We start from the raw sequence: 26,514 nt of genomic DNA, 5'->3' as shown, positions 1-26,514 counted from the left end.
GCCCCTCAACTCAGGACGCCTCTACCTCTGTCATCAGCAGTCGCAACGTCAGGGAGTGCTTTTCGGGCGGCAGAGCGTCCAACGCCGCCCGTGCATACGCCGTTCCCCCCGCCTTGTCGCCCGATCGGGCGAGCATGAGTCCCCTGTGCATCTCAAGGTGCGTTGCGAAGCGAGGCAGTGTGGCGGGCAACTCTCGCCGAGCCGCATCTTGCGCCGCCACTGCCGTGCCCTCATCTCCGAGTCGTGCGGCCAGCAGCGAGACAAACACGTTCATCCGCCACCACGGAACTGCGTAGTCCGACGTCTGCTCGTATGACGCTGCCTTGTCGAAGACCCGGCGCCCCTGGTTCATCAGCTTTCGTGCCGTTGCGCGGTCGCCACGGATCGCCGCCGCGTGAGCCTTGCCCATGATGGCGTTGAGGAGCCCCAGTGACGGTTTGTCGCTGATGGCCATTGCCTGATCGGCAAGCACGTCGGCGACTCCGAGTGAGGCCCCCTCGTACCCGAGCGCGATCGCTGCGCGTCCCCGAACCCACACCCGAGCCTGAGCGTCCCCGGATCGGTCGGCAGCCTTGGCTGCCATGCGGTACCAGTTCACGGCCTTGGAACCGTCGGAGCCGGGGAACGTCTTGGCGTAGAGGGTCATGAGTCGGGAGGCAACGGACCAGAGGTGCGGGGTGTCCAGTTGCTGCTGCACAACGACCAACTCGCCGGACACACGCCGCTGGATGTCGGCGGCGCCGAGACTCATGTACTCGGTGCCATACGTCGTCAGCTTGCCTTCCCAGTCGTCCGCAGATGGCCCGCCGTCAAGTCGGGCGCTGAATCCCGCGGTCAGCAGATCGGAGGCCACTACTGGTGCTATGGCGGTCGCTGCCACATCAGACAAGAACTTACGTCGCTTCACTTCACCCTCCAGCACTGCCAAGGGCACGTCGAGGACGGCCGAGAGACACCGGAGGTAGAACCGCCCCGGCGTCACCTTGGAACGCTCCCAGCGGCTGATGTACTCCCTGTCCAGATTCGTGCCGAAGGCATCGTTGATCGCTGACGCCAGCCGTCCCTGCGACCAGCCGCGCGCTTTGCGGAGGTCCGTGATCAGTTCCCCGATGGCCATGAGTCCATCTTGCCCCTACGCCTGCCACTGGCGGATCAACATTCGTCTTGGGTGGCTTACTTGCCCCTAGGCATGCCCCTAGGGGGTGCCACTGGGCGGCGGGATGCTCCGTGCACCGACACGCGCGAGGGGACGGCGAGAAGTCATGAGCAACCCGATTCGGTATAGCCAGTCACCCGTTGAACTCCCTCTGGACAACTGGCTGTTGGAAGGCATTCCGGCACCCGGCTGCAAGGTGTGCACCGCCCTGAACCTCCAGCGGAGCGAGGCGCGGAGGCGGAACGACTGGACTGCCGCTTGTGCTGCTGCACGGGAGATCAGGAATCACAGCCGGCGACACGGCGAGCCGACGTGAGCACCCTGGAGCCGCCCCCTCAGCCCATATACACCGGCGCGCTGCCTCGGAGCAGACGGCCGGAAGGCCCCCGACCGGACAAGCCTGGGAGTACGGGCAGACGTGCCCGGACTGAGCGGACGTGCTCAGGCTCCCGCCCCGGTCCGCCCCTTAGCTGGGGTGCCGCCCTGGGCGGTGAGGGCGAACACTTCGGACCCAGGGAAGCCGAAGCATCCACCCGCCCGCCCCGACTCGGGAACCCCGGCAGGTCAGCGGCCGGGGCGGGCCATTGATGAACCACAACAAGGAGGAAGGCACATGCACGATGTACGCGCGTTACTCACCCCTGCTGCGTTCGGGGGTGTTGTCGCAACGGTCCTCGACAACAACCCGGGCATGGAGGAGCCTACGGCGGTCCGGATCGTTACGGAAGCGCTGAAGTTCGTCGACGCAGCAGCCAAGTTCCCCACCATGAAGATCACGCCGTCGAACGTGGTAGACGAAGGCTGGCACGCCTTGATCCTGCACACCGGGCCGTACGCCAAGCTGTGTGAGGGCTTGGGACGCTTCGTGCACCACTACCCGGAGCGGCCCGCCCCCGAGCGTCACGATGCGCAGGCGCTCACACGTACGGTGGCCCTGATCGAGGAAGCCGGGCACCAGATCGACCACGAACTGTGGACCGGCCCGACCGAAGCTCTGGTGGCAGTAGGGGCCAACTGCTCCCACACCCCGAAGCCCGGCGGCTGCGGACCGATCAACCCCGGGAACTGCGCCACGCACGGCGGTGACGGTAGCTAGGCTCCGGGAACGTACGGCGGAAGGGTGATGGCATGAACGCGGAACAAGCCCGGCAGGTGGACGCCACGCTCCGGCGGCTCGGCATCCCGGGAGTGGTCGCCCCGGAGGACCCGGAGAACGCAGCGGGCGCGTGGCGGGTGTACGACGGCGCCGATCCCGCGATCCGCAAGGACATCACCGCTGATGTTCTGGCCGCCTTCGTAGCGAAGTTCCGGGAGGCCAACCCGGAGCCGCCTGGGAAGCCCCAGGCAGGCCCTATGCGTGGCTTCATCATTCCGCCCGAGGACAACTGACTACTCGTATCGCCCCGTCCGTGCGCTGCTCCCGCGGCATGCGGGCGGGGCTAATCGCTGTTCTGGTCGGCAGCGCGTTCGCTGACGAATGACCCCATCCCAGGCGTGGTGGTGATCAGCCCCTCCTCGCGCAGCGCCGCAGTCGCCTTGCGGACCGTGGTCCGGGTCACGCCGAACTCGTTCTCTAGACGAGTCTTTCCGAACACGTTTAGTGGTCGTAGGCGGTCAGTGAGCGGCTGACCGCCTGGCCGGTCTGGAAGTTGTGCCAGATCGCGGTGGCCAGCGCGAGGACGCGCTGCGCGACGCGCACGGCAACGCCTTCGCATGTGCGGCCGCCGTGTTGTTCCAGGTCAAGCTGGCCCTTGAGGGTGTCGTTCACCGACTCGATCAGCTGGCGGACCTTCTTGAGCATCGGCTCTCCGGGGCGGGCGGCCTCGCGTTTCATCGACGGCCGCAGCAGCGAAATGCCGTGCTCGGACAATGACCGCTCGAAGGCTCTGGACGCAAAGCCCTTGTCCGTGATCAGCAGCAGGCCGGGCCGCTCACGCACGAGCGGGGCATCGACCTCCAGCATGGCAGCCAGGACTTCGCGCTCGTCGATCTTCGGGCTGGCCAGGGCCCACAGGACTGGCATCCCGGTTGGGGTGCACACCAGGAACAGCCGCAGCCCCCAGTAGAACCGTGAGTGGGACGAGCAGTAGCCGTAGTTCGCCCAGCCCGCCACCTCCGACCGCTTCACCGTGGGCCGCGACGTGCCGCAGGGCACGGGGGTGGAGTCGCAGAGCCACACGGTGTCATGCCAGAAGTCTGTGTCCCTGGCCAGGACCCGGATGAGGCGTTTGACCTGCGGCAAGGCCGCCCGCAGGCGCTTGTTGTAGCCGGCGTCCTGCGGGATGTACGGGAACATGCCGCGGTAGTGGGCGCGTACGTGCCGCAGCCAGCGGGCCTCGCTGTGGAAGCCGAGCAGGGCCTGCATGACGGCCAGGCACAGCAACTCGGAGTGGCTCAGTTTCGGCGGCCTGCCTGGCAGTCGGGCGATCCCGGCCGAGTCATCGTCGATCTTCACGTACAGTGCGGTTACGAGGGTGGTCAAGTTCGTCGTCACAAACGGATCTTGAGCACCCTCGTCTCATGCCCGCAGGCATTCGGAAAGACTCGTCTAGCTGAACCTCGGATACCAGGTGCCGCGCCGGGTACTCGCCTCTTTCAATGCGTCGCCGCACTACTTCAGCGATCTGGTGCCACTTGGGACGGGTGGGGTCGAACTCAAACACGCGCGGAACCTACCTATCACCTCCAGTGGCTGCATAGAGACTCCTGTATATACCTGTACGTAGACATCCCTGCATGCACCCCGCTACCGTCGGACACGAAAACGCCCCGGAAGACCGGTCCTACGCGGTCCGCCGGGGCTTGCCGAAACAGCTACACAGGAGCTGAAACAGCCATGCGCGATGCTATCGCCCGCGCCCTTACCTGGGAGCTCGCCTTACTGCCCTGGACCCGCCGACCGGGACGTCACACCGCCGCACACCTCGCCGACCAGCCCGCCCCCGAGCCCGCACCCGTCAGCCCATGGTCGAAGCCCTGGACGACTCCCACACCACAGCACGTCATCGAACGGCACACGCCCATCCCCGGCGAGGAATCGCACCCCATCCGGCCCTACGTGTTCACAGAAACCACGCTCACGCTGCGGAAGGTGTGCGAACGCCGAAAAGCTCTCGCCGCTGCCGTGCTGTTCGGCGAGGACTACCCATACGCCTTCGAAGGGTCGCACTCCGCCGCTATCACGGAGGGGAGCGCCGCATGATCGCCGAGGAAGCGTTCCCCGGCACCCTGTCCGGCATTGCGGCGCTGTGCATCGAGTGCAAGGCACTCACTCGCGCCCCGATCCCCGTCCGGTGGATCGAGAGCACTAGCGGCCCCGGAACGACGCTGTACGCCTGCCCCGATCACGCCGTGAAGCTCGGCGCGGGGCCGACCCCGGATGACGTGATCCGGACCCGCTAGCACCGCACTACCTCCGCCCCGTCCGGGCCATCTCCGGGCGGGGCACTCTCAGGCCCGTCACAGAAGTACCAGTTTCGAGCTTCGGGAAAGCCGACAACGTGGGATGTCAACCAAGCGCCGCGGCCCCCCGGCGCCGCAGCCGATACGCCGCCCCGCCCGCCACCGCCAGCAGCGCCAGTCCCCCGATCACCTGCGCCGCGCCGACGGAGTCGGCCCGTCCCTCGGTCACCGTCACGCTGTCGACGTGCCGGGCCCCGCCGCGCCCGCACTCGATGGTCACCTGGTAGCGGCCCGGCGCCACCTCCTGGCCGACCCGGACCTCCGCGGCCATTCCCCGGGCCCCGGGCCGCAGCGCCACCGCCCCGAACAGCTCCGAGGCCGCGGTGGCCTGCCGGATCGGCCCGCACCACCCGCCGTCGTTGATGCTGACCCGCTCGCCGGCCACCACCGGATCGGGCTCGGCCGTGGCCCGGGCCGCCGGTGCGGCCAGGGTGACCGCGAGGAGGCCGAGCAGCACGGCGGCGGTCGGTCGGGCAGGGTTCACGGTCGGCTCCCGGGCCGGTCGCGGCCACTGTGGCCGCCGAGGACGGACACCGGCACAGGGCGAGCGAACCACCGGCCGGCCCGCCGGGCCAGGCGGACGCGCCCAGTCAGGTGGCGGATCGCCGCCACCGTGTCCGGGAACGACGGCGCGCCCCGCCGCCGGCCGCTGCCGGGGCGGGGCGCGCCGCCATGTGCCCGTGGACCGGGGCTACTTCACCGGTGCCATCTTGTCGACGATGCCCGGGTGGTCGTCGATCCACTTCTCGACGCCCTTGTCCTCGTTGCCCTTTCCGGCGTCCTGGATGTCCTGCTCCAGGCTGCCGAGCTCGTCGGGGGTCATCTTCCAGTTCTTCAGCCAGCCGTGGAACTCCGGGAACTTGTCCGGGAAGCTCTTGTTGGCGAGCGTCTTGATCTGGTTGTTGGCGCCCCAGGTGCCCTTGGGGTCGGCGAGCTTGGTGAGCTGGTACTTGCTGTACGCCCAGTGCGGCGACCACAGGACGACCGCGATCGGCTCCTTCTTGTGGTACGCCCGGTCCAGCTCCGCGAGCATCGCGCTGGTGCCGGCCGAGGTGACCTCGAAGTCCGTCAGGCCGTAGGCGGGCAGCACGGTGCTCTTCAGGCGCTGCATCTCGCCGGTGCCCGGCTCGATGCCGATGATCTTGCCCTTGAACTCGTCCTTGTGCTTCCGCAGGTCGTCCATGGACTTGACGTCCTTGACGTACGAGGGGACGGCGATCTCCAGCGAGGTCTTGTCGTACCAGGCGCCGACGTCGGTGAGGTCGTTCTGGTACTTGTCCCAGTACTGCTTCTGGGCGACCGGCAGCCAGCCGTCGGTCTCCACGTCGATCTGGCCGGTGGACAGGCCGGTCCACATCGGTCCGACGTCGAGGTTGCGCAGGTCGGGGCGGTAGCCGCGCTTCTCCAGGACGTTCTTCCACAGGTAGGCGGTGGCGATGCCCTCGTCCCACGCCGGGTACCCGATGTGGGGGGCCTTGCCGGCGTCCTTGCCCTTGGCGTAGCTGGCGTGCGCGGACGGGGCGATCTTCTCGACCAGGCCCGGGTTCTTCTTCAGCCAGGTGCGGACGCCGTCCTGCTCATGGCCCTCACCGGCCGACTTGATGTCGTTCTCCAGGCTGGTGAGCTGCTTCTCGTCGAGGTGGAAGTTCTTCATCCACTTCGCGACCTCGGGCAGGTCCTTGCTGAAGCCCTTGCGGCCGATCAGGTGCAGGCCGTCGCCGGAGCCGAAGGAGCCCTTGGGGTCCTTGAGCTTGGTGAGCGGGTACTTGTCGTACGCCCAGTGCGGGGACCACAGGGTGACCGCGATCGGCTTCTTGTTGTGGAGGGCGCGGTCCAGCTCGCTCAGCATGGAGGCGGTGCTGGACTCCTGCACCTGGTACTCGCCGCCGAGGCCGTAGTCCTTGAGGACCTTGTCCTTGAGGATCTTCATCTCGCCGGCGCCCGGCTCGATGCCGGTGATCTTTCCGCCGAACTCGGCGGCCTTGCCCTTGAGGTCGTCGAGCGTCTTGACGTCCTTGACGTACGACGGGACCGCGATCTCCAGCGAGGTCTTGTCGTACCAGGTGCCGAGGTCCTCCAGCTTGTCCTTGTACTTGTTCCAGTACTCGGCGTGGGTCACCGGCAGCCAGGCGTTGGTCTGGACGTCGATGTCGCCGCGGGCCTGCCCGGCGAAGAGCGGGCCGGCCTCCAGCGCCTGGACCTTGGGCTTGTAGCCGCGCTCCTCCAGGATCTCCTTCCAGAGGTACGTGGTGGCCTTGCCCTCGTCCCAGTTGACGTAGCCCAGGGTGATCGGCTTGCCGTTGCCGCCGGACGCGGCGTCGCCGCTCTTGCCCAGAAAGCTCATCCCGCCGGCCAGCAACGCCAGGACGACGACGCCGACCATGGCCACCGAGGTCGCCGGCCGCCAGTGCAGGAACTTCCATCCGCCCAGCGCCGCCTGCGCCTTGGCCAGCGCCCGCCGGCCGAGCGGCGAGACCCGCTGGTTGAGCGCGCCGGTCATCCGGTCCAGGTACATGGCGAGGATGACCACGGCGAGGCCGGCCTCGGCGCCCAGGGCCACGTTGACCGAGCTGATGGCGTTGTAGACGGAGGCGCCCAGGCCACCGCCGCCGACCATGCCGGCGATCACGACCATGGACAGCGCGAGCATGATGACCTGGTTGATTCCGGCCATGATCGTGGGCAGCGCCAGCGGCAGCTGCACCCGCAGGAGGGTGCGCCGCGGGTGGGTGCCGAACGCCTCGGCCGCCTCGACCAGTTCCTCGTCCACCTGCCGGATGCCCAGCTCGGTCATCCGCACCGCGGGCGGCATGGAGAAGACGATGGTGGCGACGATGCCGGGGACGACACCGAGGCCGAAGAAGAGGATGCCGGGGATGAGGTAGACCATCGCCGGCATGGTCTGCATCAGGTCCAGCACGGGGCGCAGCACCCCGCCGACGACCTTGCTGCGGGCCGCCCAGATGCCCAGCGGCACCGCGACCACGACGGTGATCAGGCAGGCCACCAGCACCAGCGAGAGCGACTCGATGGTCGGGTTCCACTGCTGGATGGAGTCGATCAGCGCGAAGCCGAGGAAGGTGAGCACCGCGGCCGGCAGCCCGCGCAGCCACCAGGCGAGCACCGCCAGGATGCCTGCCAGGATCAGCGGTTCCGGGGCCGCGAGGACGGTGTGGATGGCGTTGTAGAGGCCGTTCAGGACCGTGGTGATGAGGTTGAACAGCCAGTCGAGGTTGTCCCGCAGCCAGTTGACGGCGTCGTTGGCCCAGCTGCCTATCTGGATCCTAGGCATCGGCGGCCACCGTCCCCTCGGCCTCGTCGGCGGACGCCGGGCCCGACGGGGACGGCACCGCAGCGGCCTGTGCCGCCGGCCGCCCCGGCTCCCCCAGCACGGCGAGCAGCCGCTCGGCGGTGACCGCGCCGGCCAGTTCGCCGCGCTCGTCGGTAACCGCGACCGGTATGTCGCTGGCCGAACAGGCGCTGAACAGCTCCACGAGCGGGGTCTCGGTGCCGACGGTGGCGGGCGCGGCGGCCCGGAACTCGGCGGCGGTGCCGAGCTTCGTCCCGTCCTGGCAGGTCATGCCGAGGACGGTGCCGACCTCCGCCATGACCGCACCGGCGGTCAGCACCCGACTGCGGTCCACGTCCTGGATGAAGGAGGCGACATAGTCGTTGGCGGGCCGGACGAGGATGTCCTCGGCGCTGCCGGTCTGGACGATCCGGCCGTCGCGCATGACCGCGATCCGGTCGCCGAGCCGCATCGCCTCGTTGAGGTCGTGGGTGATGAAGACGATGGTCTTCTTCAGCGTCTTCTGGAGCTCCAGCAGCTGGTCCTGCATGTCGCGGCGGATCAGCGGGTCGAGCGCGCTGAAGGACTCGTCCATCAGCAGCAGGTCGGCGTCGGTGGCCAGCGCGCGGGCCAGGCCGACCCGCTGCTGCATACCGCCGGAGAGCTCGTCCGGCCAGGACTTCTCCCAGCCCTTGAGTCCGGCGAGCTCCAGCGCCTGGGTCGCGCGCCGCTCCCGCTCGGCGCGCGCCACGCCCTGGACCTCCAGACCGTAGGCGGCGTTCTCCAGCACGCTGCGGTGCGGGAAGAGCGCGAAGTGCTGGAAGACCATGGAGATCTTCCGGGAGCGGACGGTGCGCAGTTCCTTGTCGCTGAGCGAGGTGAGGTCCTGGCCGTCGAAGCGGACGGTGCCCGAGGTCGGTTCCAGCAGCCCGTTCAGCATGCGCAGCAGCGTGGACTTGCCGGATCCGGACAGACCCATGACGACGAAGATCTGGCCCTCGTCCACCTCGATGGAGGCGTCGATCACCGCGGCGGTGGTGCCTTCGGCCCGCAACTCGTCCCGGCCGGCGCCGGCCTGGAGTGTGCGGACCGCGTCCTCGGGTCGTCTGCCGAACACCTTGTACAGGTGCTCGGCTTGCAGCCTGGACACATATACCTCTCTTGTCGCACGAGAAACGACCTGCCACCCCCCGCAGGGTCCGTCCGATGGGTCGGCAGGTCGTGGTGCGGGACGAGTTCCGCTCGCCTTCACCGGCGGTGTGGGAAAAGTTCGGCCGGGCCCGCTCCGGCTGCGCGCCTGCCCGGCTTTTTAGGGCTCAAACGCATCGGTGATTCAGCTCACAACACAGGCGCGTTTGGGGCATACGGCATCATGCGGGGTGTGACTCGACGCCTGATGCTCCTCGACACCGCCTCCCTGTACTTCCGCGCCTATTTCGGGGTACCGGAATCGGTCAAGGCCCCGGACGGCACCCCGGTGAACGCGGTGCGCGGACTGCTGGACTTCATCGCCCGGCTCGTCCAGGACCACCACCCCGACGACCTGGTCGCCTGCATGGACTTCGACTGGCGCCCCCAGTGGCGGGTCGATCTGATCCCCTCCTACAAGGCGCACCGGGTCGCCGAGGAGGCCCCCGCGGGCTCGGCCGCGCCCGACGCGGAAGAGATCCCGGACACCCTCTCCCCGCAGGTCCCGGTGATCGAGGAGGTGCTCGACGCGCTGGGCATCGCCCGGATCGGCGCCGCGGGCTACGAGGCCGACGACGTCATCGGCACCCTGACCGCGCGGGCGAAGGGCCCGGTCGACATCGTCACCGGCGACCGCGACCTCTTCCAGCTCGTCGATGACGCCCGCGGCATCCGCGTCCTGTACCCCCTCAAGGGCGTCGGCACCCTCCAACTCACCGACGGGGCGCTGCTGCACGAGAAGTACGGCGTGGACGGCCCCGGCTACGCGGACCTGGCGCTGCTGCGCGGCGACCCCAGCGACGGCCTGCCGGGCGTCCCGGGCGTCGGCGAGAAGACCGCCGCCAAGCTGCTGGACGCCTACGGCGACCTGGCCGGGATCCTCGCCGCCGCCGAGGACCCGTCCTCCAAGATCACCCCGGCGCAGCGCAAGCGGCTCACCGAGGCGCGCCCCTATCTGGCGGTGGCCCCGAAGGTGGTCCGGGTGGCGACCGACGTCCCGGTGCCGGACGTCGACCACGCGCTGCCGGACGAGCCGGCCGACCCGGAGCGGCTGGAGGCGCTGGCCGCACAGTGGGGCCTGGGTGGCGCATTGCAGCGGTTGTTGGTCACACTGCGACGGTGACCTGTTAGGTTAGGTAAACCTAACCGGCGGTGCCGCCCGCAAGCGCGCCCGCCCTCGACCGCGTCAGGGGAGACCACCGTGGCAGCAGAGCGACCGGCCCGCAGCACGCCCACACTGCACCGCGCCCGGGTGCGGCGCACCGAGCGGCTCACCCCGCACATGATGCGGGTCGTCCTGGGCGGCGAGGGACTGGCCGCGTTCGACGCGGGCACCTACACCGACCACTACGTCAAGCTGGTCTTCCCGCTGCCGCACGTCAGCTACCCCGAGCCCTTCGACATGGGCCGCATCCGGGCCGAGCTGCCGCGCGACCAGTGGCCCCGGACGCGCACCTACACCGTGCGCGCCTGGGACCCGGCGGCGCGCGAGCTGACCGTGGACTTCGTCGTCCACGGCGACACGGGGCTGGCCGGGCCGTGGGCGCTGGCCGCGCGGCCGGGCGACGAGATCACCTTCCTCGGCCCCGGCGGCGCCTACGCCCCGGACGCCGCCGCCGACTGGCATCTGCTGGCCGGCGACGAGAGCGCCCTGCCGGCCATCGCCGCGGCACTGGCCGGGATGCCGGCGGACGCGGTGGGGCACGCCTTCGTCGAGGTCGCCGACCCCGAGGAGCGGCAGGAGCTGACCGCGCCGCCCGGCGTGACGGTCAGCTGGCTGTTCCGCGGCGCCGCCCCGGTCGGCCGCGAACTGGTCGCCGCCGTACGGGCGTTGGAGTTCCCCCAGGGCCGGGTCCAGGCGTTCGTGCACGGCGAGGCGGGCTGCGTGAAGGAGCTGCGCAAGCTGCTCCGCGTCGAGCACGCCGTCCCCCGCGAGGCGCTGTCGATCTCCGGCTACTGGCGCACCGGCCACGACGAGGACGGCTGGCAGGCCGGCAAGCGCGCCTGGAACGACCAGGTGGAGGCGGAGCAGGAGCCCGCGGCGGCGGCCTGACGCTCCATCACTCCGAGGGCGGCACGACCCGGGACGGGTCGGCGCCGCCCTTCTCCACACCCTCGTCCGCGCCGCCCCCCGCCACCGGCCGGCCCTCCCCGTACCCCTCGTACCGCCGCGCCGAGCGGTCGACGTGCGCCAGCCGCCGCAGCGCGGTGAGCACCGCGTCCCCGAGGACGGTTCCCACCACCACGCTCTCCACCAGTTCCTCCACGTCCGCGTGGCGCCCCACGTACGCCAGGTCGGCGTCGGCGATCCGCTCGCAGGCCTCGGCGTAGTCGTCGAGCACCTCCACGAACGCGCCCTGCCCGAGGTCCTGGAAGGCGGCCAGCGCGACCGCCATGGCCTCGGCGGCCGGGTGGTCCTCCTCGGCCAGCCAGCCGCGCCGACGGATCAGCTCCGCGACCGTCCGGCGGGCCTGCGGCAGCCCTTCCGGGCGGCCAGGCGGCACCGGGGTGATCGCGTCGTGCGCCGCCCCGAGCACCTTGTGCACCGCCCCACCTGGTGCGTCCACGGCGGCCAGCACCTCGCGCACCGCCGCGACCGAGAGACCACCGACGTCGATCAGCCCGCGGATCAGCCGCAGCCGGCGGACGTGACTCTCGTCGTAGCTGGCCTGGTTGGGGCTGGTGAGCCGGCCCGCGGGCAGCAGCCCCTCGCGGACGTAGAACTTGATCGTCGGGACCGCCACGCCCGTCTCGCGACCCAACTCACCGATGCGCATCCGATGCCCTCTCCGTCCCGGACCCCGGTCCCGGGATCCGCGTGTTCCGGAATGTCCGGGTGCCCCACCACCACCCAGTCTTGCCAACCGGCCTCCCATCATAGATAGTCGCGCTATCAGATAGTGGAGAGCGCCACTATCCGTAGTGCAACTATCCACTACTCTTCCAGGGGGTTCCGTGCGCATGTCCAGATACCGTTCGCTGCTCGGCTTCTCATGGGCGATGGCCGCACTGGCCGTGATCGCGGCGGTCGGGATGATCGTCGACGACCGGGTGCTGGTCGGCGCGCCGATCTGGTTCAAACCGCTGAAGTTCGCGGTGTCGTTCGCCGCCTACGGGCTGACGCTGGCCTGGATGCTGTCCCGCCACCCCGCCCCGGGCCGGGCCGGCACCTGGGCCGCGCACACCGTCGTGGTCGCCGGCCTGATCGAGATGGCGATCATCGTCGGCCAGACGCTGCGCGGCCGGCGCAGCCACTTCAACGTCGAAACCCCGCTGGACCGGGGCCTGTTCCTGGTCATGGGCGGCACCATCGTCGCCCTGTGGACCGCCACCCTGGTCCTGGCGGTGCTGCTGTTCCGGGCCCGGCTGGGCGACCGCGCCACGACCTGGGCGATCCGGCTCGGCGCACTGATCGCCCTGGCCGGACTGCTGCTCGGCGGGCTGATGGTGATGCCCACCCCCGAGCAGCGGGCCCAGCAGGCCGCGGGCCTCGCGCCCACCCTCATCGGCGCGCACAGCGTCGGCGTCCCCGACGGCGGCCCGGCCATGCCGCTGACCGGCTGGAACACCACCGGCGGCGATCTGCGCATCCCGCACTTCGTCGGCATGCACGCCCTCCAGGCCCTGCCGCTCTTCCTCTACGCGATGGAGGCGCTGGCCCGCCGCAGCGCCCGACTGCGGGGCGAGCGGGTCCGGCTGCGGCTGGTGCTCACCGCGGCCGGTTTCCTCACCGGGCTGCTCGCGCTGGTGACCTGGCAGGCACTGCGCGGCCAGGCCCTGATCCACCCCGACGCGGTCACCCTCAGCGCGCTGACCGCCCTCGCCGTCGCCACCACGGCCGGCGGCTGCGCGGCGCTCCGCCCCTCCCCCGCCGCCGATGCCACCACCGGCACCGAACAGACCTCCCGCCCAACGGAGTTGACCCGATGACCGACCGCACCCTCTTCAGCCTCGCGTTCGCCCTCGCGGCCCCGTTCTGGGCCCTGCTGATCCTCGCACCCGGCCGCCGCTGGACCGACCGGATCGCCGCCTCACCGCTGCCGATGGTGCCGGTCATCGGCGTCTACCTCGCCCTGGCCATACCGGTCTTCCCGCAGCTGTGGGCCGCGGTGAGCCGCCCTGACCTGGCCGGCTTCCAGCAGCTGCTGGCCCTCGGCGGCGGCGCCGGGGCGATCTGGGCGCAGCTGATCGCCTGGGACCTCTTCCTCGGCCAGTGGATGTACCGCGAGGCGCGCACCCTGGGCATCCACCCCTTGGTGATGGGTCCGCTCCTGGCCCTGACCATCCTGCTCTCCCCCTTCGGTGTCCTGCTCTTCCTGTGCCTGCGCGGCACGCTCCGGCTACGAGGCCGGCAGCGGCGACCACTGGCGCCGAACTAACGCCTCCGTCGGGCACGTTGGGACGGGCAAGCGGCCGAGCCCGCAGAAGCGCCCGACTTCCGACGGCACATGCTTTCCCCAGCAATGGTTGACGGCGCATGGACCTGCCTGTTCCACTGGCCCCATGCGACCTCAGCAACGGCTGGTCACCCGGGACCACATCGACTTCGGTCGCGTGTGGTCCGCCTCCTGTTGCCTCTGACGTCACGGTGTCGCGCCGGGCGCACCGCCCCGCACACCCGCATGTCGCCCTGCCGGTATTCCCGCGCACCGCGCATGCCCTCGCATGCCCGCCCACGCATGATCGACGAGAAGACGAGGCCGCACCCATGCCTGTCGAGTTCCTCGGCATAGCCGCCACCCACGACGGCTCCGAAGTCACCCCGCGCTCCGGCGCCTCCTTCAACAAGGACTACACCCTCGAACTCGCCCGCGCCCACGAGGAGTACGGCTGGGACCGGGTCCTGTTCGCCTACGGCTCCGGCTCCCCCGACCCCTCCCCGGCCGCCGCCTACGTCGCGGCCCACACCGAGCGGCTCCAGCTCCTGGTGGCGCACCGACCCAACGTCTCCTACCCGACGTTCGCCGCCAAGACCTTCGCCACGCTGGACCGGATCAGCGACGGCCGGCTCGCGGTGCACTTCATCACCGGCGGCAACGACCACGAGCAGCGCCGCGAGGGCGACACCCTCACCAAGGACGAGCGCTACGCCCGCACCCGCGAGTACATCCGGATCGTCAAGAAGGTCTGGACGAGCCGGGAGCCCTTCGACCACGAGGGCGCGCACTACCGCTTCCAGGACTTCGTCTCCGACACCTTCCCCGTACAGCAGCCGCATCCGCGGGTGTCGTTCGGCGGCTCGTCTCCGGCGGCCTACGCGGCGGGGGGCGCCGAGGCGGACATCTACTGCCTGTGGGGCGAGCCGCTGGCGCAGACCGCCGAGCAGATCGCCTCGGTCAAGGCGGCCGCCGCCGCGGCCGGCCGCACCGACGTGCCCAGGATCCAGGTCGCATTCCGGCCGATCATCGCGCCCACCGAGGAGCTGGCCTGGGAGAAGGCACACCACACCCTGGCCCGGATCAAGGCCCGCAAGGCGGGCGGCGCACTCAGCCGCCGCCATCCGCTGACGAGTCCTCAGAACGCTGGCTCGCAGCGGCTGTTGGCGGTGGCCGCGCAGGGCGAGCGGCACGACCGGGCGCTGTGGACGCCGACCGCCGCGGAGACCGGCGGCGCCGGCAACTCCACCGCCCTGGTCGGCACGCCGGAGACCGTCGCCCAGGCCCTGCTGGACTACTACGACCTGGGCGTGACCATCCTCTCCGCGCGCGGCTACGACCTGCTCGACGACGCCGTCGACTTCGGACGGCACGTCATCCCGATCGTCCGCGAGGAGGTCGCCAAGCGCGACGCCCGGCGCGGCGCCGAACGGGCGGCGGAGCGCACGGCGTCCTGACCGCTGCCGCCACGGCGCCCGCCGGGCCGCGGCGTCGGAACATCCCGCTCCGACGCCGCGGTCCGGCGGCCGCTCAGCCGCTCAGCCGACCGACGAGTACGCCACGACTCCGCGCAGCACCCCGTCCATCGCCTTGCGCGCGGACCGCGCCACCGTGCCCTCGGTCGGCGCCGCCGCCGCGATCTGCCCGAGGACGTCCACCAGTTGCTTGCACCAGCGGACGAAGTCGCCGGCCGGCATGTCCGCCTCGCTCAGCACCTCGTCGAGGCCGAAGCCGGAGGCCCAGCGGTACGCCGCCCAGGCGAAGCCCAGATCGGGCTCCCGCTGGCCGACCCCCTCCGCCTGGCTGATCTTGTGGTCCTCCTCCAGGGCGTCCAGCCGGCCCCAGATGTGCACCATCTCCGCCAGCGCGTCCCGCGCCTTGCCGGCCGGGAGCTTGGGCGCCACCGCGTCGTCCGCCTGCCGCGCCTCGTAGACCAGCGCCGAGGCACAGGCCGCCAGCTCCGCGGGGCCGAGGTCCTCCCAGACGCCCTCCCGCAGACACTCGCTGGCCAGCAGGTCCAACTCGCCGTAGAGGCGGCCCAGTCGGCGGCCCTCGTCGGTGACGGTGTCGCCTTCCAGGTAGTCCAGCTCGGTCAGCAGCGCGCAGATCCGGTCGAAAGTGCGGGCGATGGTGTTCGTCCGGCCCTCGATCCGGCGCTCCAGCTGGCGGGTGTCCCGCAGCAGCCGGTGGTAGCGCTCCGCCCAGCGGGCGTGGTCCTCCCGCTCGTCGCAGCCGTGGCAGGGGTGCGCGCGGATATCCTTGCGCAGCCGGGCGACCTCGCGGTCGTCGGCCGCCTCCGCACGCGGCTTGCGGTGCCGCGAGGGCACCAGATGGCCGGCCTTGGTGCGCAGCGCGGACGCCAGATCGCGGCGCGACTGCGGGCTGCGGGCGTTGAAGGTGCGCGGGATCCGCATCCGGTCCAGGGCCGTCACCGGCACCGGGAAGTCGATCGAAGCGAGCCGCTTGACCTGCCGCTCGGCGGTGAGCACCAGTGGCCGCGGGCCGTCGTGGGCGTCCAGACCGCGGTGGCCGTTGGTCCGCCCGGAGGGCATACCGGGATCCAGCACCAGCGCCAGTCCGGCGTACTTGCCCGTCGGCACGTGGATGACATCGCCCGGCCGGAGCTTCTCCAGCGCCGCCGCGGCGGCCGCCCGCCGCTGGACCGCGCCCTGCTTGGCGAGTTCGGTCTCGCGGTCCTTCAACTCCCGCCGCAGCCGCGAGTACTCCTCGAAGTCGCCGAGGTGGCAGATCATCGCCTCGCGGTATCCGCCCAGGCCCTCCTCGTTCCGCTGCACCTGGCGGGTGATGCCGACCACCGACCTGTCGGCCTGGAACTGCGCGAACGACATCTCCAGCAGCTCCCGCGAACGATGCCGCCCGAACTGCGAGACGAGATTGACCGCCATGTTGTACGACGGCTTGAAGGAGGAGCGCAGCGGGTACGTCCGGGTCCCGGCGAGACCGGCCAGCGCGGCCGGGTTCATCCCGCGCTGCCACAGCACCACCGCATGGCCCTCGACGTCGATCCCGCGCCGCCCGGCCCGGCCGGTCAGCTGGGTGTACTCGCCGGGGGTGATGTCGGCGTGCTGTTCGCCGTTCCACTTGACGAGCTTCTCCAACACCACCGACCGCGCGGGCATGTTGATGCCCAGCGCCAGCGTCTCGGTCGCGAAGACGGCCTTGACCAGGCCCTTGACGAACAGCTCCTCGACGACCTCCTTGAAGGTGGGCAGCATCCCGGCGTGGTGCGCCGCGATGCCCCGCTCCAGGCCCTCCAGCCACTCGAAGTAGCCGAGCACGTGCAGGTCGTCGTCCGGAATGCCGGCCGTCCGGGCCTCGACTATCCGGCGGACCTTCTCCCGGGCCTCCGTGTCGTTGAGCCGCAGGCCGGAGTGCAGGCACTGTTGGACGGCCGCCTCGCAGCCGGCGCGGCTGAAGATGAAGGTGATCGCCGGCAGCAGGCCCTCGTTGTCCAGCCGGTCGATCACCTCGGGCCGGCTCGGCGTCCAGATCCGGGCGCGCTGCCGCCGCTCCCGCTCCCGGTCGGCCTCGCGCATCGTGCGGCCGCGCCGCTTGTCCCGGCCGAACGTCGGCCGGCTGCCCTCCATCCGGGCCAGCCGCTCCAGGTCGGGGTTGACCTCGCGGCGGCTGCCGGCGGCACCGTTCCGCTCCTCGAAGAGGTCGTAGACCCGGCGGCCGGCGAGGACGTGCTGCCACAGCGGGACCGGGCGGTGCTCGGAGACGATCACTGAAGTGTCGCCGCGGACGGTGTCCAACCAGTCGCCGAACTCCTCGGCGTTGGAGACCGTCGCCGACAGCGAGACCAGCGTCACCGACTCCGGGAGGTGGATGATCACCTCTTCCCAGACGGCGCCGCGGAAGCGGTCGGAGAGGTAGTGCACCTCGTCCATGACGACATGGCCCAGGCCGGTCAGCGACTGCGAGCCGGCGTAGAGCATGTTGCGCAGCACCTCGGTGGTCATCACGACCACCGGGGCGTCGCCGTTGACGCTGTTGTCGCCGGTCAGCAGACCGACCTTCTCGGGACCGTAGCGCTTGACCAGGTCCTGGAACTTCTGGTTGGACAACGCCTTGATCGGCGTGGTGTAGAAACATTTTCGGCCCTGTGTCAGGGCCAGGTGGACGGCGAACTCGCCGACGATCGTCTTGCCGGATCCGGTGGGAGCGGCGACCAGCACACCCTTTCCGGCCTCCAGGGCCTGGCACGCCTCGACCTGGTACGGGTCCAGCTCGAAGTCGTACAGCTCCCGGAACGGCGCGAGTGCGGTGGCCTGCTCGGCCGCGCGGATTTTGGCGGCGGCATAGCGCTCAGCAGGGGACATGTCCTCGGTCATCGTGCTTACGAGACTACCGGCCACCTCTGACATCGACCGGATCTTTATGGCGGCCCTTTACCTGCCCACCCGTACCTGCCCACCCGTCACGTCACCCGACCACCGCCCCCACAGCAGCGGCCCCCGGCTCGAAGAGCGCGGGGGCCGCGAAATCCGTTCCGCGGAAGGTCACTTCACGTGACCCCGCGACTACCCATCACCTCACGTGACGTCGTCGTAACCGCGGCGCCCGTCCTGGGCACCGTCCCCGTCGGCCTGCTCCGGCAGCATCCGGGTCGGCGCGACCGGCTCGATCGCCTCGATGTCGGTGGGCGTCAGGTCGAGCTCGGACGCCTCGTCGTCGTCCAGCTCCCGGTCGGGGTTGGCCAGCCGCCGGCGGCGGTCGTTGAACAGGCAGATGCCCACGGCGCCGAAGTACAGCAGCACGATCGGCGCGGCCAGCAGCGACATCGTCAGCGGGTCACCGGTCGGCGTGGCGACCGCCGCGAAGATCGTGATGCCGAGCACCATGAACCGCCACCAGCTCAGCACCCGCTTACCGGTGAGCACACCACCGAAATTCAGCAGCACCAGCAGCAGCGGCAGCTCGAAGGACAGTCCGAAGACCAGGACCATCCGCGTGACGATGTCGAAGAAGTCGTCGGCCGGGAAGAGGTTGGACCAGTCGCTCGGGGTCAGGCCGACCAGCGCGCCCGCGGTGGTCGGCAGCACCGCGTAGGCGAGGTAGGCGCCACCCAGGAAGAGCGGCGCACCGGCGGCCACGAAGCTCAGCGCGTACTTCTTCTCGTGCTTGTGCAGGCCGGGAGCGAGGAAGGCCCACAGCTGGTAAAGCCAGAGCGGGCTGGCCGCGACCAGGCCCACGGTCAGCGACAGCTTGAGCATGATCGTGAACGGCGCGATGAAGCCGTTCGCGACGATCTCCGCGCACGGATGGGGCTGCCCGCCGGCGGAAGCACCACCCTTGGGGCAGCCCACGGCCGCGATGGTCGGCCCGGTGATGAAATGGGCGATGGGGTCGTACTGCCACATGGCGACGACGGTGACCACGAGGATCGCGAGCACCGATTTCAGCAGCCGGTTGCGCAGCTCACGCAGATGCGCCGCGAGGGGCATCCGCCCCTCGGGGTCCTTCTGCTGATTGCGGGCAGACTTGAGCAACCCACTTCCTCGTCTCGTACGTCAGCCGCACCGACGGCGTCGGCACGGCCGGGATCGGCTGGGTCAGCTCTGGTTGGTGCGGTTCGGCTCTGCCACGGGGCGCGAGCTGGCCACGTCACCGGGCGCAGCCTGAATCGTACGAGGCGCCTGCTGGGCGGCGTCCGCCGGAGCCTGCGACGCGGTGCCGGCGTCAGCCGTCCGCTCCGCCTCGCTCTCCTTCTTCATCGCCTTGGCCTCGCTCTTGAGGATGCGGGCCGACTTGCCGAGCGAACGCGCCATGTCCGGAAGCTTCTTCGCGCCGAACAGCAGAAAGATCACGGCGATGATCAGCAGAATCTCGGGGAGCCTCAGGTTGGCTAGCATGTGCGACTACCTTCTCGCCGGGGCGGCGTCTCCTGTGGTGCCTGCCGATGGAGTCGGACTGGCGTCCTGGTGGTGCCTCGATCGTAACGTTCGGCGGTGAACGTCCGGCAATCCCCGTGCATCCTGTGGATTGACCGCGCCACCGTGGTGTCTGAACCGCTGAGCAGCCTACCTTCCGGACGTCCGGGTCAGCAGGGTGCTGCCGCCGTCAGCTACGGTCGCGTCCCACGTCGTGCATCCGGGAGGCGAGCGGCACCGCGGCCCGTTCCAGGTCCTGTGCGGCCCGCTGGATCCGCTCGGTCGCCGTGCCGACCTCCCTGGCCAGCCGCCGCACCTCCGCGAAGACGCGGAGGGCGAGGACTCCGAGGACGGCGATCCCCAGGAATCCGAGGGCGACAGCGATCATGGGCCAGAGCATGGGGCGAGCCTATCGGCCGCCCCGGCCCGAAAGGCCCGGCGGGCGGCGCGCGGCACCGATCAGCCGGTGTGCAGCCGCAGCGTGCGCACCCCGCCGCCGGTCAGCAGCTCGACGATCCGCTCCCCGGCCGGCCGGCGCACCGCCCGGCCGCAGTCGGGGCAGGTGAAGGAGTAGAAGGTGGTGCGGCGGCTGGCGCCGATGGCCAGCCGGAAGGCGTCCGAGGCCAGCTCGAAGCGCCCCCGGCACTCCGGGCAGGCCGCCTTGAAGAGCACCGGAGCGGCCATGTCCGCCAGGGTGGTCGTCGCCATCGTGGTCGTCATCCTTCGCTGCCTCCTACGGTCATCGGTGCGCCGGCCCGCCACCAGGGCGGGCCGGTCTCACTCGCCGTACGCCGTGAGCGCCTGCCGGGCGGCCTGCCGGGCGCTGGCCGCCAGCGCCGGCGGCGACACGATCCGGCCGTCCCCGCCCAGCCGCAACGCCAGCCGGCGCAGCGACGCCGGGTCGGGCGTGCGCAGGGTGATCCGCAGGCCCCCGTCGGGGAGTTCCTCGGCACTGTCGTGCGGGTAGTACTCGGCGACCCATCGGCCGCCGGGCCCGACCTCGACGGCGACCTCGGGATCCTCGGCCGCGGGCTGGACCAGCCCCTCCGAGAGGTCGCGCAGCTCGACCGGCGGCGGGTCGGCGGGCGCGTCCAGCAGTTTGATCTCGGCGACCCGGTCGAGGCGGAAGGTGCGCCGGGCCTCGGAGAGCCGGCACCACGCCTCCATGTAGGTGTGGCCGACGGCGAAGAGCCGGATCGGGTCCACCTCGCGCTCGGTCAGCTCGTCGCGGGCCGGGGAGTAGTAGCGCAGCCACAGTCGGCGCCGCTCGGCGATGGCGCGGTCCACGTCGGCGAAGACCCCGCCCTCGGACTCGAAGGTCACCGACAGCCGGGAGCTGGCCCCGGCCGCCTCGCCGGCCGCCGCCTCCAGCTTGGCGGTGGCCCGCAGCAGCGCCTGCCGGTCGCCCTCGCGCAGCCCCGGGAGGGTGGCCACCGCACGGGCCGCCACCAGCAGCGCGGTGGCCTCGTCGGCGGCCAGCCGCAGCGGCTCGGCGACGTCGTCGGGGTTGTGCCACCAGATCCGGTCGCCGTCGGTGTCGATGTCCATCAGATCGCCGCCGCGGAAGCTCGTCCCGCACATCGGCAGCACGTCGAGGTCGGCGATCAGCTCGTCCTCGGTGATGCCGAAGGCCCGGGCGACGTCCTCGACGCGGGCGCCGGGGCGCTCGCGCAGATAGGTCACCAGCGACAGCATCCGGCGGGTCTGGTCGATCGCGTTCGTAGCCATGTTCCGTCCCCCACTCAGCCCTTGGCCACCGCGCGCAGCCGGTCGATGACCTCGGCCCGCAGCTCCGCCGGTTCCAGTACGACCACATCGGGCCCGAACTCCACCAGCCAGGCGTCGAGTCCGTGCCCGTAGGGGATCTCCAGCTCGTCCCAGTCGCCGTCCAGCGCGCGGACGGCCAGCGCCCGGGCGCGCAGCGGATAGCCGTGCCCGGTGCGGAGCTTGATCCGCGCGGTGCCGGTGGCGGTCTCCCCCGCCCAGCGCTCGACGGTCTCGCGGACGGTGACGTGGTCGGGCACCGGCGCGGTGAACTTCCCTTGCCGGGAACGGACCTTGCCGGTGATCCGGGAGAGCCGGAAGACCCGCTCGGCGCCGCGGTCCCGGTCCCAACCGGCGACGTACCAGTGGCCGCGCCAGCACTCCAGGATCCAGGGCTCGATGTGCCGCTGCTCGGGGTGGGCGGCGTTGGACTTGCGGTAGTCGAAGATGACCGGGCGGCGGTCCCGGCAGGCCAGCATCAGCGGTTCGAAGGCCGCCTCGTGGGTGGGGATGCGGGGCTCCAGCGCGCTGTGCGGCGCCCCGGCCTCCACCTCGTCGCGCTCCCCGGCCAGCGGCATCCCGGCCGCCCGCAGCTTCTGCAGGGCGCCGCTGGCCGCGCCGGCCAGCCGGGCCTGCTGCCAGACCTTGGCGGCCAGCCCGAGGGCCGCGGACTCCTCGGCGTCCAGCGTGATCGGGGGCAGCCGGTTGCTGTCGCGGCGGGCGAGGTAGCCGACCTCGCCGTCGATGCCGTCCACGGTCTCGATGACCAGGCCCAGCTCGCGCAGGTCGTCCTTGTCCCGCTCGAACATCCGGTTGAAGGAGTCGTCGCCGGCGGTGCTCCCCGTCCCGAAGCCCGTCCCCGCGCCCGGCCCGAAGGCTTCGACGTAGGCCTCGATCGACGACCGCAGCTCGTGCTTGGTCAGCGGGCGTCGCGTCCCCAGCAGGCACAGCGCCAGATTCATCAGCCGCTCGGCCTTGGCAATCGCCATCGACGCCCTTTCTCGTTGGCTCCCAACGGGTGACCGTACCGCCCTGGGTGCGTACCGCAAAAGCGGAGGGCCCGCGCCGGTCGGCGCGGACCCTCACTGCGTCCTACGGGCGTCTCAGACGGCGACCAGGTCGCAGACGAAGATCAGCGACTCGTTGGGCGCGATCCGGCCACCGCCGGCGCCGCGCTCGCCGTAGGCGAGGTGCGGCGGGATGGTCAGCCGGCGCCGGCCGCCCACCTTCATGCCCTGCACACCCTGGTCCCAGCCCGCGATGACCTGGCCGGCGCCCAGCTGGAACTGGAGCGGCTTGCCGCGGTTCCAGCTCGCGTCGAACTCCTCGCCGGTGCTGAAGGAGACGCCGACGTAGTGCACGGAGACCATGTCCCCGGCCTTGGCGACCGGCCCGTCGCCCTCCCACAGGTCCACGATCTCCAGGTCAGTGGGAACCGGGCCCTCGGGGAAGTCGATCTCGGGCTTGTCGATGTTCACGTATGTGCTCCTACTTGCGAATCTTTGCGATTACCGGGTCAGTCTGGCAGATCGCGCAGGTCACCCGGGTCAGACCGTGCCGACGATGTCGACCACGAAGACCAGGGTGTTCTTCGCCAGCTCGTGCTGCGGGCTGGCGCCGTAGCCCAGCTTCGGCGGGATCACGATCTCCACCCGGTCCCCGACGTGCTTGCCGACCAGCGCCTGGTCCCAGCCCTGGACGACCTGCCCGGTGCCGATCTGGAAGGCGGTCGCGCCACCGTGGTCCCACGACGAGTCGAACTTCTTCCCGTCCTCCCACTTCACGCCGGTGTACTGGGCGATCAGGCCGTCACCGGCCTTGACCTCCGGGCCCTTGCCCTGGATCAGCACCTGCTGCTTGAGGTCGGTGGGCGCCTTCTCCCCCTTGGGGATGGTGATCGTCGCCGCCTTGTCGTCCTCGGCCTTGACCTCCGGCATCCCGTCCTCCGGCGCCGCCTGGGTGCCCTCGGCCTTCGCCTTCTTGTCCACCTTCTTCGCGCCGACCACGTCGACGACCCAGACCAGGCCGTCCTCCGGCTTGATCCCCGACTGCGGGTTGAGGCCCTCGCCGATCAGCGCCTTGGCGGTGCCCTCGACCTCGAACCGGCCGCCGACCTTCTGCCCGGCCGCGGCGGTCAACACCTTCGGCGGCAGCATCTGCTGCGTCATCTGGTCGGTGACCTCGGTGACGACCTGGGTGCGCGCCGCACCCGGCTTGGTGCCCGGCTGCGGCGTCCAGCTGCTGCCGAGGTTCTGGCCCTTCATGGTCTGCGCGGAGAAGTCCAGCCGAACCAGATCGCCCTTGTTGACCACCGCGCCCTTGCCCTCGACCAGGGTCTTGGTGACGGCCTTGTCGGCCGGCTTGGCGTCCTTGGGCACGGAGATCGTCGGCTTCGCACCGGGCTTGCCCGTCACCTTGACCACCGCCTCGTCGGAGGTCTTGCCGTCGTCGGACCCGCAGGCGGCGGTGAGGAGCAGAACGGGCACCGCCAGCGCGGCAGCGACGGCGCGACGGGTGTGCGTGGCGAAGGGGCGGGGGAAGCGCCCCCCGGGAGAATTCAGCATCTGTCCAACTCGGGCTCGTGGGGTAGATGGGCAATGCCCGCCACTCTACGACCTGTCGCTGTGGCCGCTTCCGGTAAACACAGCAGCCCGGCGCGACACGGCGATGCGCCGGGAGCATTCACGCTCCCGGCGCACCGCTGCGCATTCCGGACACTCACATTCCGGCGATCAGCTTCTCCACCCGGTCGTCCACGGAACGGAACGGGTCCTTGCACAGGACCGTGCGCTGCGCCTGGTCATTGAGCTTCAGATGCACCCAGTCGACCGTGAAATCACGACGCTGTTCCTGGGCCCGGCGAATGAAGTCGCCGCGCAACCGCGCGCGCGTGGTCTGCGGCGGAACCGACTTGCCCTCGAAGATCTTCAAGTCGTTGCAGATCCGTGCCGCTTGTCCCTTCCGCTCCAGGAGGTAGTAAAGGCCCCGGCGGCGGTGGATGTCGTGATACGCGAGGTCTATCTGGGCCACGCGTGGATGGGACATGCTGATGTTGTGCTTCGCGCGATACCGCTCGATGAGCTGATGTTTCATCACCCAGTCGATCTCGGTCGCAATACGGTCGAGCTCCTGGTCGCGAACGGCTTCCAGCGTGCGGCCCCACAACTCCAGGACGCGCTCGACGGTGCCCGTGCGGATTCCGCGGCGGTCGCAGAAATCCACGGCCTTTTCGTAGTACTCCTGTTGCACTTCGAGCGCGGACGCCTCACGTCCGCTGGCCAACCGCACCTTGCGCTGGCCGGTGGTGTCGTGACTGACCTCGCGGATCGCCCGGATCGGGTTCTCCAGCGTCAGATCGCGCATGACGGTGCCCGCCTCGATCATCCGCAGCACGAGGTCGGTGGCCCCGACCTTGAGCATCATCGTGGTCTCGGACATGTTGGAGTCACCGACGATGACGTGCAGACGGCGGTAGCGCTCGGCGTCCGCGTGCGGTTCGTCCCGGGTGTTGATGATCGGCCGGGAGCGGGTGGTCGCCGAGGAGACGCCCTCCCAGATGTGCTCGGCGCGCTGACTGACGCAGTAGACCGCGCCACGCGGCGTCTGCAGCACCTTGCCGGCGCCGCACAGCAGCTGCCGGGTGACGAGGAACGGAATGAGGATGTCCGCGAGCCGGGAGAACTCGCCGTGCCGGGCCACGAGATAGTTCTCGTGGCAGCCGTAGGAGTTTCCCGCCGAATCGGTGTTGTTCTTGAAGAGATAGACGTCGCCCGCGATTCCCTCCTCGTGCAGGCGGCGTTCGGCGTCGACGAGCAGACCTTCGAGAATGCGTTCGCCGGCCTTGTCGTGGGTGACCAGCTCGGTCACGTTGTCGCACTCGGGAGTTGCGTATTCCGGGTGTGAACCCACGTCCAAGTACAGGCGGGCGCCGTTCCGCAGGAAGACATTGCTGCTGCGGCCCCATGACACGACACGGCGGAAGAGGTACCGCGCCACTTCGTCAGGCGACAGTCGGCGCTGTCCCCTGAACGTGCACGTGACGCCGTACTCGTTCTCCAGCCCGAAAATGCGGCGGTCCATGACTGAACATTACGCCTGATGGCCTGCTCTGAAACCGGGTTCGACAGCCCCGTTTCGATCATTTTCCGCCCGGACCGCACCGGCGGCGGGCACCACCGGTTCCCCGAGGAATCGCTTCATCGACAAAAGCACCAGCAGCGCGGCGACTCCGGAGGCGCCGGCGACCGCGAACCCCGAGGCCGGTCCGCCGTCCTCCAGCACCGGGCCGGCCACCGAGGCGCCCACCGCCGAGCCGACCCCGAACGTCGTCACCAACCAGGAGAACGCCTCCGTCACCGTCCCCTTGGGCGCATGCCGGTCCACCACCACGAACGCGCAGGCCAGGGAGGGCGCCAGGAACACCCCGGCGAGACCGGTCAGCGCCGTCATCCCGGCCACCCCGGGCACCAGGAACAGCGGGAGATAGCCCAGCGCCAGCAGCGCCACGAGCAGCCGCAGCCGCGCCTCCGGGCGCCCCGGCCACTGCCGGGCGCCGTAGACCAGGCCGCCGAGCAGCGCGCCCAGGCCGAGCGCGGAGAGCAGACAGCTGGAGACCATCCCGCCGCCGTGCCGGTCGGAGTAGGCGACCGCCGCCACCGCGATCGACCCCAGCGCCAGCCCGACGAAGAAGAACGCACCGATCAGCACCAGCATCCCGGGCGAGCGCAGGGCGCCGAGCCAGTGCGCGTCCCGGGGCGCGCTGCGCCACTGCCGCGACGGCGCGGAGACCGCGACGGAGAGCGCGCCGAGCACCCCGATCGCGTTGATCACCAGCAGCGCAGCCCCCGCCGACCAGGCCGCCACGCAGAGCGTGACCAGCAACGGCCCGACCGTGAACATGACTTCCTGGGCCACCGCGTCGAGCGCGTACGCGGCGTGCACCCGGTCCGCCCGCTGGAGCACGCCGGGCCACAGCGCCCGCAGCCCGCCCTCCAGCGGCGGGGTGAAGAACCCGGCGATCGCCACCGCCCCGTAGGCGGCCCAGCGCGGCTCCACCCCGACGGCGGCGAGCAGCGCCATGCCGAGCGCGGAGAGCACCGAGGCGGGCAGCATCACCCGGGGCTGGCCGCAGAGGTCCACGGCGCGGCCGAGCAGTGGCTGGCCGACGGCGTTGCAGACGCCGTAGATCGCGGACAGCGCGCCGGCCAGGGCGTAACTGCCGCCCTGCCCCCGGACGAAGAGCACCAGCGCCAGCGCCGCGGTGGCGTTCGGCAACCGGCCGATCAGGGTCCCGGCCAGCAGCCGGGCGGCATACCGGGTCCTGAGCAAATCCGCATATCCCGCGGCCACGCCTGCCCCTCTCCGCCCGGTCCGACACCGGGAAGT

Annotated in this window: 27 protein-coding genes; 9 read left to right on the top strand and 18 right to left on the bottom strand. The window is 70.6% G+C overall.

Annotation, left to right across the window (positions count from 1 at the left end; translation table 11 throughout):
• Nucleotides 1-10 precede the first annotated feature (10 nt).
• Nucleotides 11-1,117 (bottom strand): helix-turn-helix domain-containing protein, encoded by a 1,107-nt coding sequence (locus MOV08_RS32335; protein ID WP_275309846.1) that lies wholly within the window; start codon nucleotides 1,115-1,117, stop codon nucleotides 11-13.
• 652 nt (nucleotides 1,118-1,769) lie between these two features.
• Between MOV08_RS32335 and MOV08_RS32330 the strand changes: the two genes are divergently transcribed.
• Nucleotides 1,770-2,252 carry a glycine-rich domain-containing protein gene (locus tag MOV08_RS32330; protein WP_275309844.1) on the top strand — a complete coding sequence of 161 codons (483 nt, stop codon included), beginning with the start codon at nucleotides 1,770-1,772 and terminating at the stop codon, nucleotides 2,250-2,252.
• A gap of 32 nt (nucleotides 2,253-2,284) precedes the next feature.
• Nucleotides 2,285-2,545: a hypothetical protein gene (locus tag MOV08_RS32325; protein ID WP_275309842.1), complete on the top strand. Its 261-nt coding sequence runs from the start codon at nucleotides 2,285-2,287 to the stop codon at nucleotides 2,543-2,545.
• Nucleotides 2,546-2,595: 50 nt separating this feature from the next.
• On the opposite strand, the gene MOV08_RS32320 is transcribed toward MOV08_RS32325, so the two are convergent.
• Both MOV08_RS32320 and MOV08_RS32315 read right to left on the bottom strand, forming a co-directional pair.
• Nucleotides 2,596-2,871: a GntR family transcriptional regulator gene (locus MOV08_RS32320; RefSeq protein WP_275309840.1), complete on the bottom strand. Its 276-nt coding sequence runs from the start codon at nucleotides 2,869-2,871 to the stop codon at nucleotides 2,596-2,598.
• Complete coding sequence (locus tag MOV08_RS32315; RefSeq protein WP_275306313.1) at nucleotides 2,754-3,650, bottom strand: IS982 family transposase; 897 nt, start codon at nucleotides 3,648-3,650, stop codon at nucleotides 2,754-2,756. The genes MOV08_RS32320 and MOV08_RS32315 overlap by 118 nt, the downstream gene beginning before the upstream one ends.
• 342 nt (nucleotides 3,651-3,992) lie before the next feature.
• On the opposite strand from MOV08_RS32315, the gene MOV08_RS32310 reads away from it, so the two are divergent.
• Nucleotides 3,993-4,358: a hypothetical protein gene (locus MOV08_RS32310; RefSeq protein WP_275309838.1), complete on the top strand. Its 366-nt coding sequence runs from the start codon at nucleotides 3,993-3,995 to the stop codon at nucleotides 4,356-4,358.
• A complete protein-coding gene (locus tag MOV08_RS32305) occupies nucleotides 4,355-4,558 on the top strand; it encodes a hypothetical protein (protein ID WP_275309836.1) in 204 nt (67 codons plus the stop codon). Before MOV08_RS32310 ends, MOV08_RS32305 begins: the two co-directional genes overlap by 4 nt.
• Nucleotides 4,559-4,664: 106 nt before the next feature.
• Here MOV08_RS32305 and MOV08_RS32300 read toward each other — a convergent pair whose 3' ends face one another.
• The 3 genes from MOV08_RS32300 to MOV08_RS32290 form a co-directional block, all read right to left on the bottom strand.
• Entirely contained in the window at nucleotides 4,665-5,102 is a 438-nt protein-coding gene (locus MOV08_RS32300; protein WP_275309835.1) for a hypothetical protein, read from the bottom strand.
• 207 nt (nucleotides 5,103-5,309) lie between these two features.
• Nucleotides 5,310-7,910, bottom strand: coding sequence for an ABC transporter permease/substrate binding protein (locus tag MOV08_RS32295; RefSeq protein WP_275309834.1), 2,601 nt, complete (start codon nucleotides 7,908-7,910; stop codon nucleotides 5,310-5,312).
• Nucleotides 7,903-9,057 carry a quaternary amine ABC transporter ATP-binding protein gene (locus MOV08_RS32290; protein WP_039637889.1) on the bottom strand — a complete coding sequence of 385 codons (1,155 nt, stop codon included), beginning with the start codon at nucleotides 9,055-9,057 and terminating at the stop codon, nucleotides 7,903-7,905. Before MOV08_RS32290 ends, MOV08_RS32295 begins: the two co-directional genes overlap by 8 nt.
• A gap of 246 nt (nucleotides 9,058-9,303) precedes the next feature.
• On the opposite strand from MOV08_RS32290, the gene MOV08_RS32285 reads away from it, so the two are divergent.
• Entirely contained in the window at nucleotides 9,304-10,218 is a 915-nt protein-coding gene (locus tag MOV08_RS32285; protein ID WP_275311962.1) for a 5'-3' exonuclease, read from the top strand.
• A 78-nt stretch (nucleotides 10,219-10,296) separates the two neighbouring features.
• Nucleotides 10,297-11,148 carry a siderophore-interacting protein gene (locus MOV08_RS32280; RefSeq protein ID WP_275309833.1) on the top strand — a complete coding sequence of 284 codons (852 nt, stop codon included), beginning with the start codon at nucleotides 10,297-10,299 and terminating at the stop codon, nucleotides 11,146-11,148.
• A 7-nt stretch (nucleotides 11,149-11,155) separates the two neighbouring features.
• Here the strand turns inward: MOV08_RS32280 and MOV08_RS32275 are convergent, their stop codons facing one another.
• Complete coding sequence (locus tag MOV08_RS32275) at nucleotides 11,156-11,872, bottom strand: MerR family transcriptional regulator (RefSeq protein ID WP_275309832.1); 717 nt, start codon at nucleotides 11,870-11,872, stop codon at nucleotides 11,156-11,158.
• 223 nt (nucleotides 11,873-12,095) lie between these two features.
• Between MOV08_RS32275 and MOV08_RS32270 the strand changes: the two genes are divergently transcribed.
• The 3 genes from MOV08_RS32270 to MOV08_RS32260 all read left to right on the top strand — a co-directional run bounded on the left by MOV08_RS32270 (nucleotide 12,096) and on the right by MOV08_RS32260 (nucleotide 14,928).
• Nucleotides 12,096-13,025, top strand: a complete 930-nt coding sequence (locus MOV08_RS32270; protein WP_420834310.1) for a hypothetical protein — start codon at nucleotides 12,096-12,098, stop codon at nucleotides 13,023-13,025.
• Nucleotides 13,022-13,474, top strand: a complete 453-nt coding sequence (locus tag MOV08_RS32265) for an ABA4-like family protein (RefSeq protein WP_275309829.1) — start codon at nucleotides 13,022-13,024, stop codon at nucleotides 13,472-13,474. The genes MOV08_RS32270 and MOV08_RS32265 overlap by 4 nt, the downstream gene beginning before the upstream one ends.
• A gap of 329 nt (nucleotides 13,475-13,803) precedes the next feature.
• Nucleotides 13,804-14,928 (top strand): LLM class flavin-dependent oxidoreductase, encoded by a 1,125-nt coding sequence (locus MOV08_RS32260; protein ID WP_039637883.1) that lies wholly within the window; start codon nucleotides 13,804-13,806, stop codon nucleotides 14,926-14,928.
• Nucleotides 14,929-15,009: 81 nt separating this feature from the next.
• On the opposite strand, the gene MOV08_RS32255 is transcribed toward MOV08_RS32260, so the two are convergent.
• From MOV08_RS32255 to MOV08_RS32205, 11 genes are all read right to left on the bottom strand, one after another.
• The gene (locus tag MOV08_RS32255) at nucleotides 15,010-17,826 is read right to left on the bottom strand and encodes a DEAD/DEAH box helicase (RefSeq protein WP_275309827.1); all 2,817 of its coding nucleotides are present in this window, start codon (nucleotides 17,824-17,826) and stop codon (nucleotides 15,010-15,012) included.
• A 201-nt stretch (nucleotides 17,827-18,027) separates the two neighbouring features.
• Nucleotides 18,028-18,984 (bottom strand): twin-arginine translocase subunit TatC, encoded by a 957-nt coding sequence (gene tatC, locus MOV08_RS32250; RefSeq protein ID WP_039637881.1) that lies wholly within the window; start codon nucleotides 18,982-18,984, stop codon nucleotides 18,028-18,030.
• Between the two features lie 63 nt (nucleotides 18,985-19,047).
• Complete coding sequence (tatA, locus tag MOV08_RS32245) at nucleotides 19,048-19,347, bottom strand: Sec-independent protein translocase subunit TatA (protein ID WP_039637880.1); 300 nt, start codon at nucleotides 19,345-19,347, stop codon at nucleotides 19,048-19,050.
• A gap of 208 nt (nucleotides 19,348-19,555) precedes the next feature.
• Nucleotides 19,556-19,765: a hypothetical protein gene (locus MOV08_RS32240; protein WP_039637879.1), complete on the bottom strand. Its 210-nt coding sequence runs from the start codon at nucleotides 19,763-19,765 to the stop codon at nucleotides 19,556-19,558.
• Nucleotides 19,766-19,824: 59 nt separating this feature from the next.
• Complete coding sequence (locus MOV08_RS32235) at nucleotides 19,825-20,085, bottom strand: hypothetical protein (RefSeq protein ID WP_052287004.1); 261 nt, start codon at nucleotides 20,083-20,085, stop codon at nucleotides 19,825-19,827.
• Nucleotides 20,086-20,142: 57 nt separating this feature from the next.
• Complete coding sequence (locus tag MOV08_RS32230) at nucleotides 20,143-21,093, bottom strand: helix-turn-helix transcriptional regulator (protein ID WP_275309826.1); 951 nt, start codon at nucleotides 21,091-21,093, stop codon at nucleotides 20,143-20,145.
• Between the two features lie 14 nt (nucleotides 21,094-21,107).
• The gene (locus tag MOV08_RS32225; RefSeq protein ID WP_275309825.1) at nucleotides 21,108-22,118 is read right to left on the bottom strand and encodes a helix-turn-helix transcriptional regulator; all 1,011 of its coding nucleotides are present in this window, start codon (nucleotides 22,116-22,118) and stop codon (nucleotides 21,108-21,110) included.
• A 114-nt stretch (nucleotides 22,119-22,232) separates the two neighbouring features.
• Nucleotides 22,233-22,607: an FKBP-type peptidyl-prolyl cis-trans isomerase gene (locus MOV08_RS32220; protein ID WP_039637875.1), complete on the bottom strand. Its 375-nt coding sequence runs from the start codon at nucleotides 22,605-22,607 to the stop codon at nucleotides 22,233-22,235.
• Between the two features lie 69 nt (nucleotides 22,608-22,676).
• Nucleotides 22,677-23,693 carry an FKBP-type peptidyl-prolyl cis-trans isomerase gene (locus tag MOV08_RS32215; RefSeq protein ID WP_052287003.1) on the bottom strand — a complete coding sequence of 339 codons (1,017 nt, stop codon included), beginning with the start codon at nucleotides 23,691-23,693 and terminating at the stop codon, nucleotides 22,677-22,679.
• A 154-nt stretch (nucleotides 23,694-23,847) separates the two neighbouring features.
• Nucleotides 23,848-25,209, bottom strand: coding sequence for a Pup--protein ligase (pafA, locus tag MOV08_RS32210; RefSeq protein WP_016570833.1), 1,362 nt, complete (start codon nucleotides 25,207-25,209; stop codon nucleotides 23,848-23,850).
• Between the two features lie 9 nt (nucleotides 25,210-25,218).
• Nucleotides 25,219-26,478, bottom strand: a complete 1,260-nt coding sequence (locus MOV08_RS32205) for an MFS transporter (protein WP_275309824.1) — start codon at nucleotides 26,476-26,478, stop codon at nucleotides 25,219-25,221.
• Between the last annotated feature and the right edge of the window lie 36 nt (nucleotides 26,479-26,514).

The sequence above is a fragment of the Streptomyces yunnanensis genome, assembly GCF_029011865.1.
Lineage (GTDB): Bacteria > Actinomycetota > Actinomycetes > Streptomycetales > Streptomycetaceae > Streptomyces > Streptomyces yunnanensis.
The sequence above is the reverse complement of the archived record's forward strand: the minus strand, read 5'-3'. Positions and strand labels throughout refer to the sequence as shown.

Excerpts from the sequence above, each read along its gene's own strand:
- MOV08_RS32335 (WP_275309846.1), bottom strand. The coding sequence starts at position 1,117 with ATGGCCATCGGGGAACTGATCACGGACCTCCGCAAAGCGCGCGGCTGG.
- MOV08_RS32215 (WP_052287003.1), bottom strand. The coding sequence starts at position 23,693 with ATGCTGAATTCTCCCGGGGGGCGCTTCCCCCGCCCCTTCGCCACGCAC.
- MOV08_RS32320 (WP_275309840.1), bottom strand. The coding sequence starts at position 2,871 with ATGCGAAGGCGTTGCCGTGCGCGTCGCGCAGCGCGTCCTCGCGCTGGC.
- MOV08_RS32310 (WP_275309838.1), top strand. The coding sequence starts at position 3,993 with ATGCGCGATGCTATCGCCCGCGCCCTTACCTGGGAGCTCGCCTTACTG.
- pafA (WP_016570833.1), bottom strand. The coding sequence starts at position 25,209 with ATGGACCGCCGCATTTTCGGGCTGGAGAACGAGTACGGCGTCACGTGC.
- MOV08_RS32330 (WP_275309844.1), top strand. The coding sequence starts at position 1,770 with ATGCACGATGTACGCGCGTTACTCACCCCTGCTGCGTTCGGGGGTGTT.
- MOV08_RS32260 (WP_039637883.1), top strand. The coding sequence starts at position 13,804 with ATGCCTGTCGAGTTCCTCGGCATAGCCGCCACCCACGACGGCTCCGAA.
- MOV08_RS32275 (WP_275309832.1), bottom strand. The coding sequence starts at position 11,872 with ATGCGCATCGGTGAGTTGGGTCGCGAGACGGGCGTGGCGGTCCCGACG.
- MOV08_RS32295 (WP_275309834.1), bottom strand. The coding sequence starts at position 7,910 with ATGCCTAGGATCCAGATAGGCAGCTGGGCCAACGACGCCGTCAACTGG.
- MOV08_RS32285 (WP_275311962.1), top strand. The coding sequence starts at position 9,304 with ATGCTCCTCGACACCGCCTCCCTGTACTTCCGCGCCTATTTCGGGGTA.
- MOV08_RS32230 (WP_275309826.1), bottom strand. The coding sequence starts at position 21,093 with ATGGCTACGAACGCGATCGACCAGACCCGCCGGATGCTGTCGCTGGTG.
- MOV08_RS32235 (WP_052287004.1), bottom strand. The coding sequence starts at position 20,085 with ATGACGACCACGATGGCGACGACCACCCTGGCGGACATGGCCGCTCCG.
- tatA (WP_039637880.1), bottom strand. The coding sequence starts at position 19,347 with ATGCTAGCCAACCTGAGGCTCCCCGAGATTCTGCTGATCATCGCCGTG.
- MOV08_RS32255 (WP_275309827.1), bottom strand. The coding sequence starts at position 17,826 with ATGACCGAGGACATGTCCCCTGCTGAGCGCTATGCCGCCGCCAAAATC.
- MOV08_RS32270 (WP_420834310.1), top strand. The coding sequence starts at position 12,096 with ATGGCCGCACTGGCCGTGATCGCGGCGGTCGGGATGATCGTCGACGAC.
- MOV08_RS32305 (WP_275309836.1), top strand. The coding sequence starts at position 4,355 with ATGATCGCCGAGGAAGCGTTCCCCGGCACCCTGTCCGGCATTGCGGCG.
- MOV08_RS32265 (WP_275309829.1), top strand. The coding sequence starts at position 13,022 with ATGACCGACCGCACCCTCTTCAGCCTCGCGTTCGCCCTCGCGGCCCCG.
- MOV08_RS32325 (WP_275309842.1), top strand. The coding sequence starts at position 2,285 with ATGAACGCGGAACAAGCCCGGCAGGTGGACGCCACGCTCCGGCGGCTC.
- MOV08_RS32225 (WP_275309825.1), bottom strand. The coding sequence starts at position 22,118 with ATGGCGATTGCCAAGGCCGAGCGGCTGATGAATCTGGCGCTGTGCCTG.
- MOV08_RS32240 (WP_039637879.1), bottom strand. The coding sequence starts at position 19,765 with ATGCTCTGGCCCATGATCGCTGTCGCCCTCGGATTCCTGGGGATCGCC.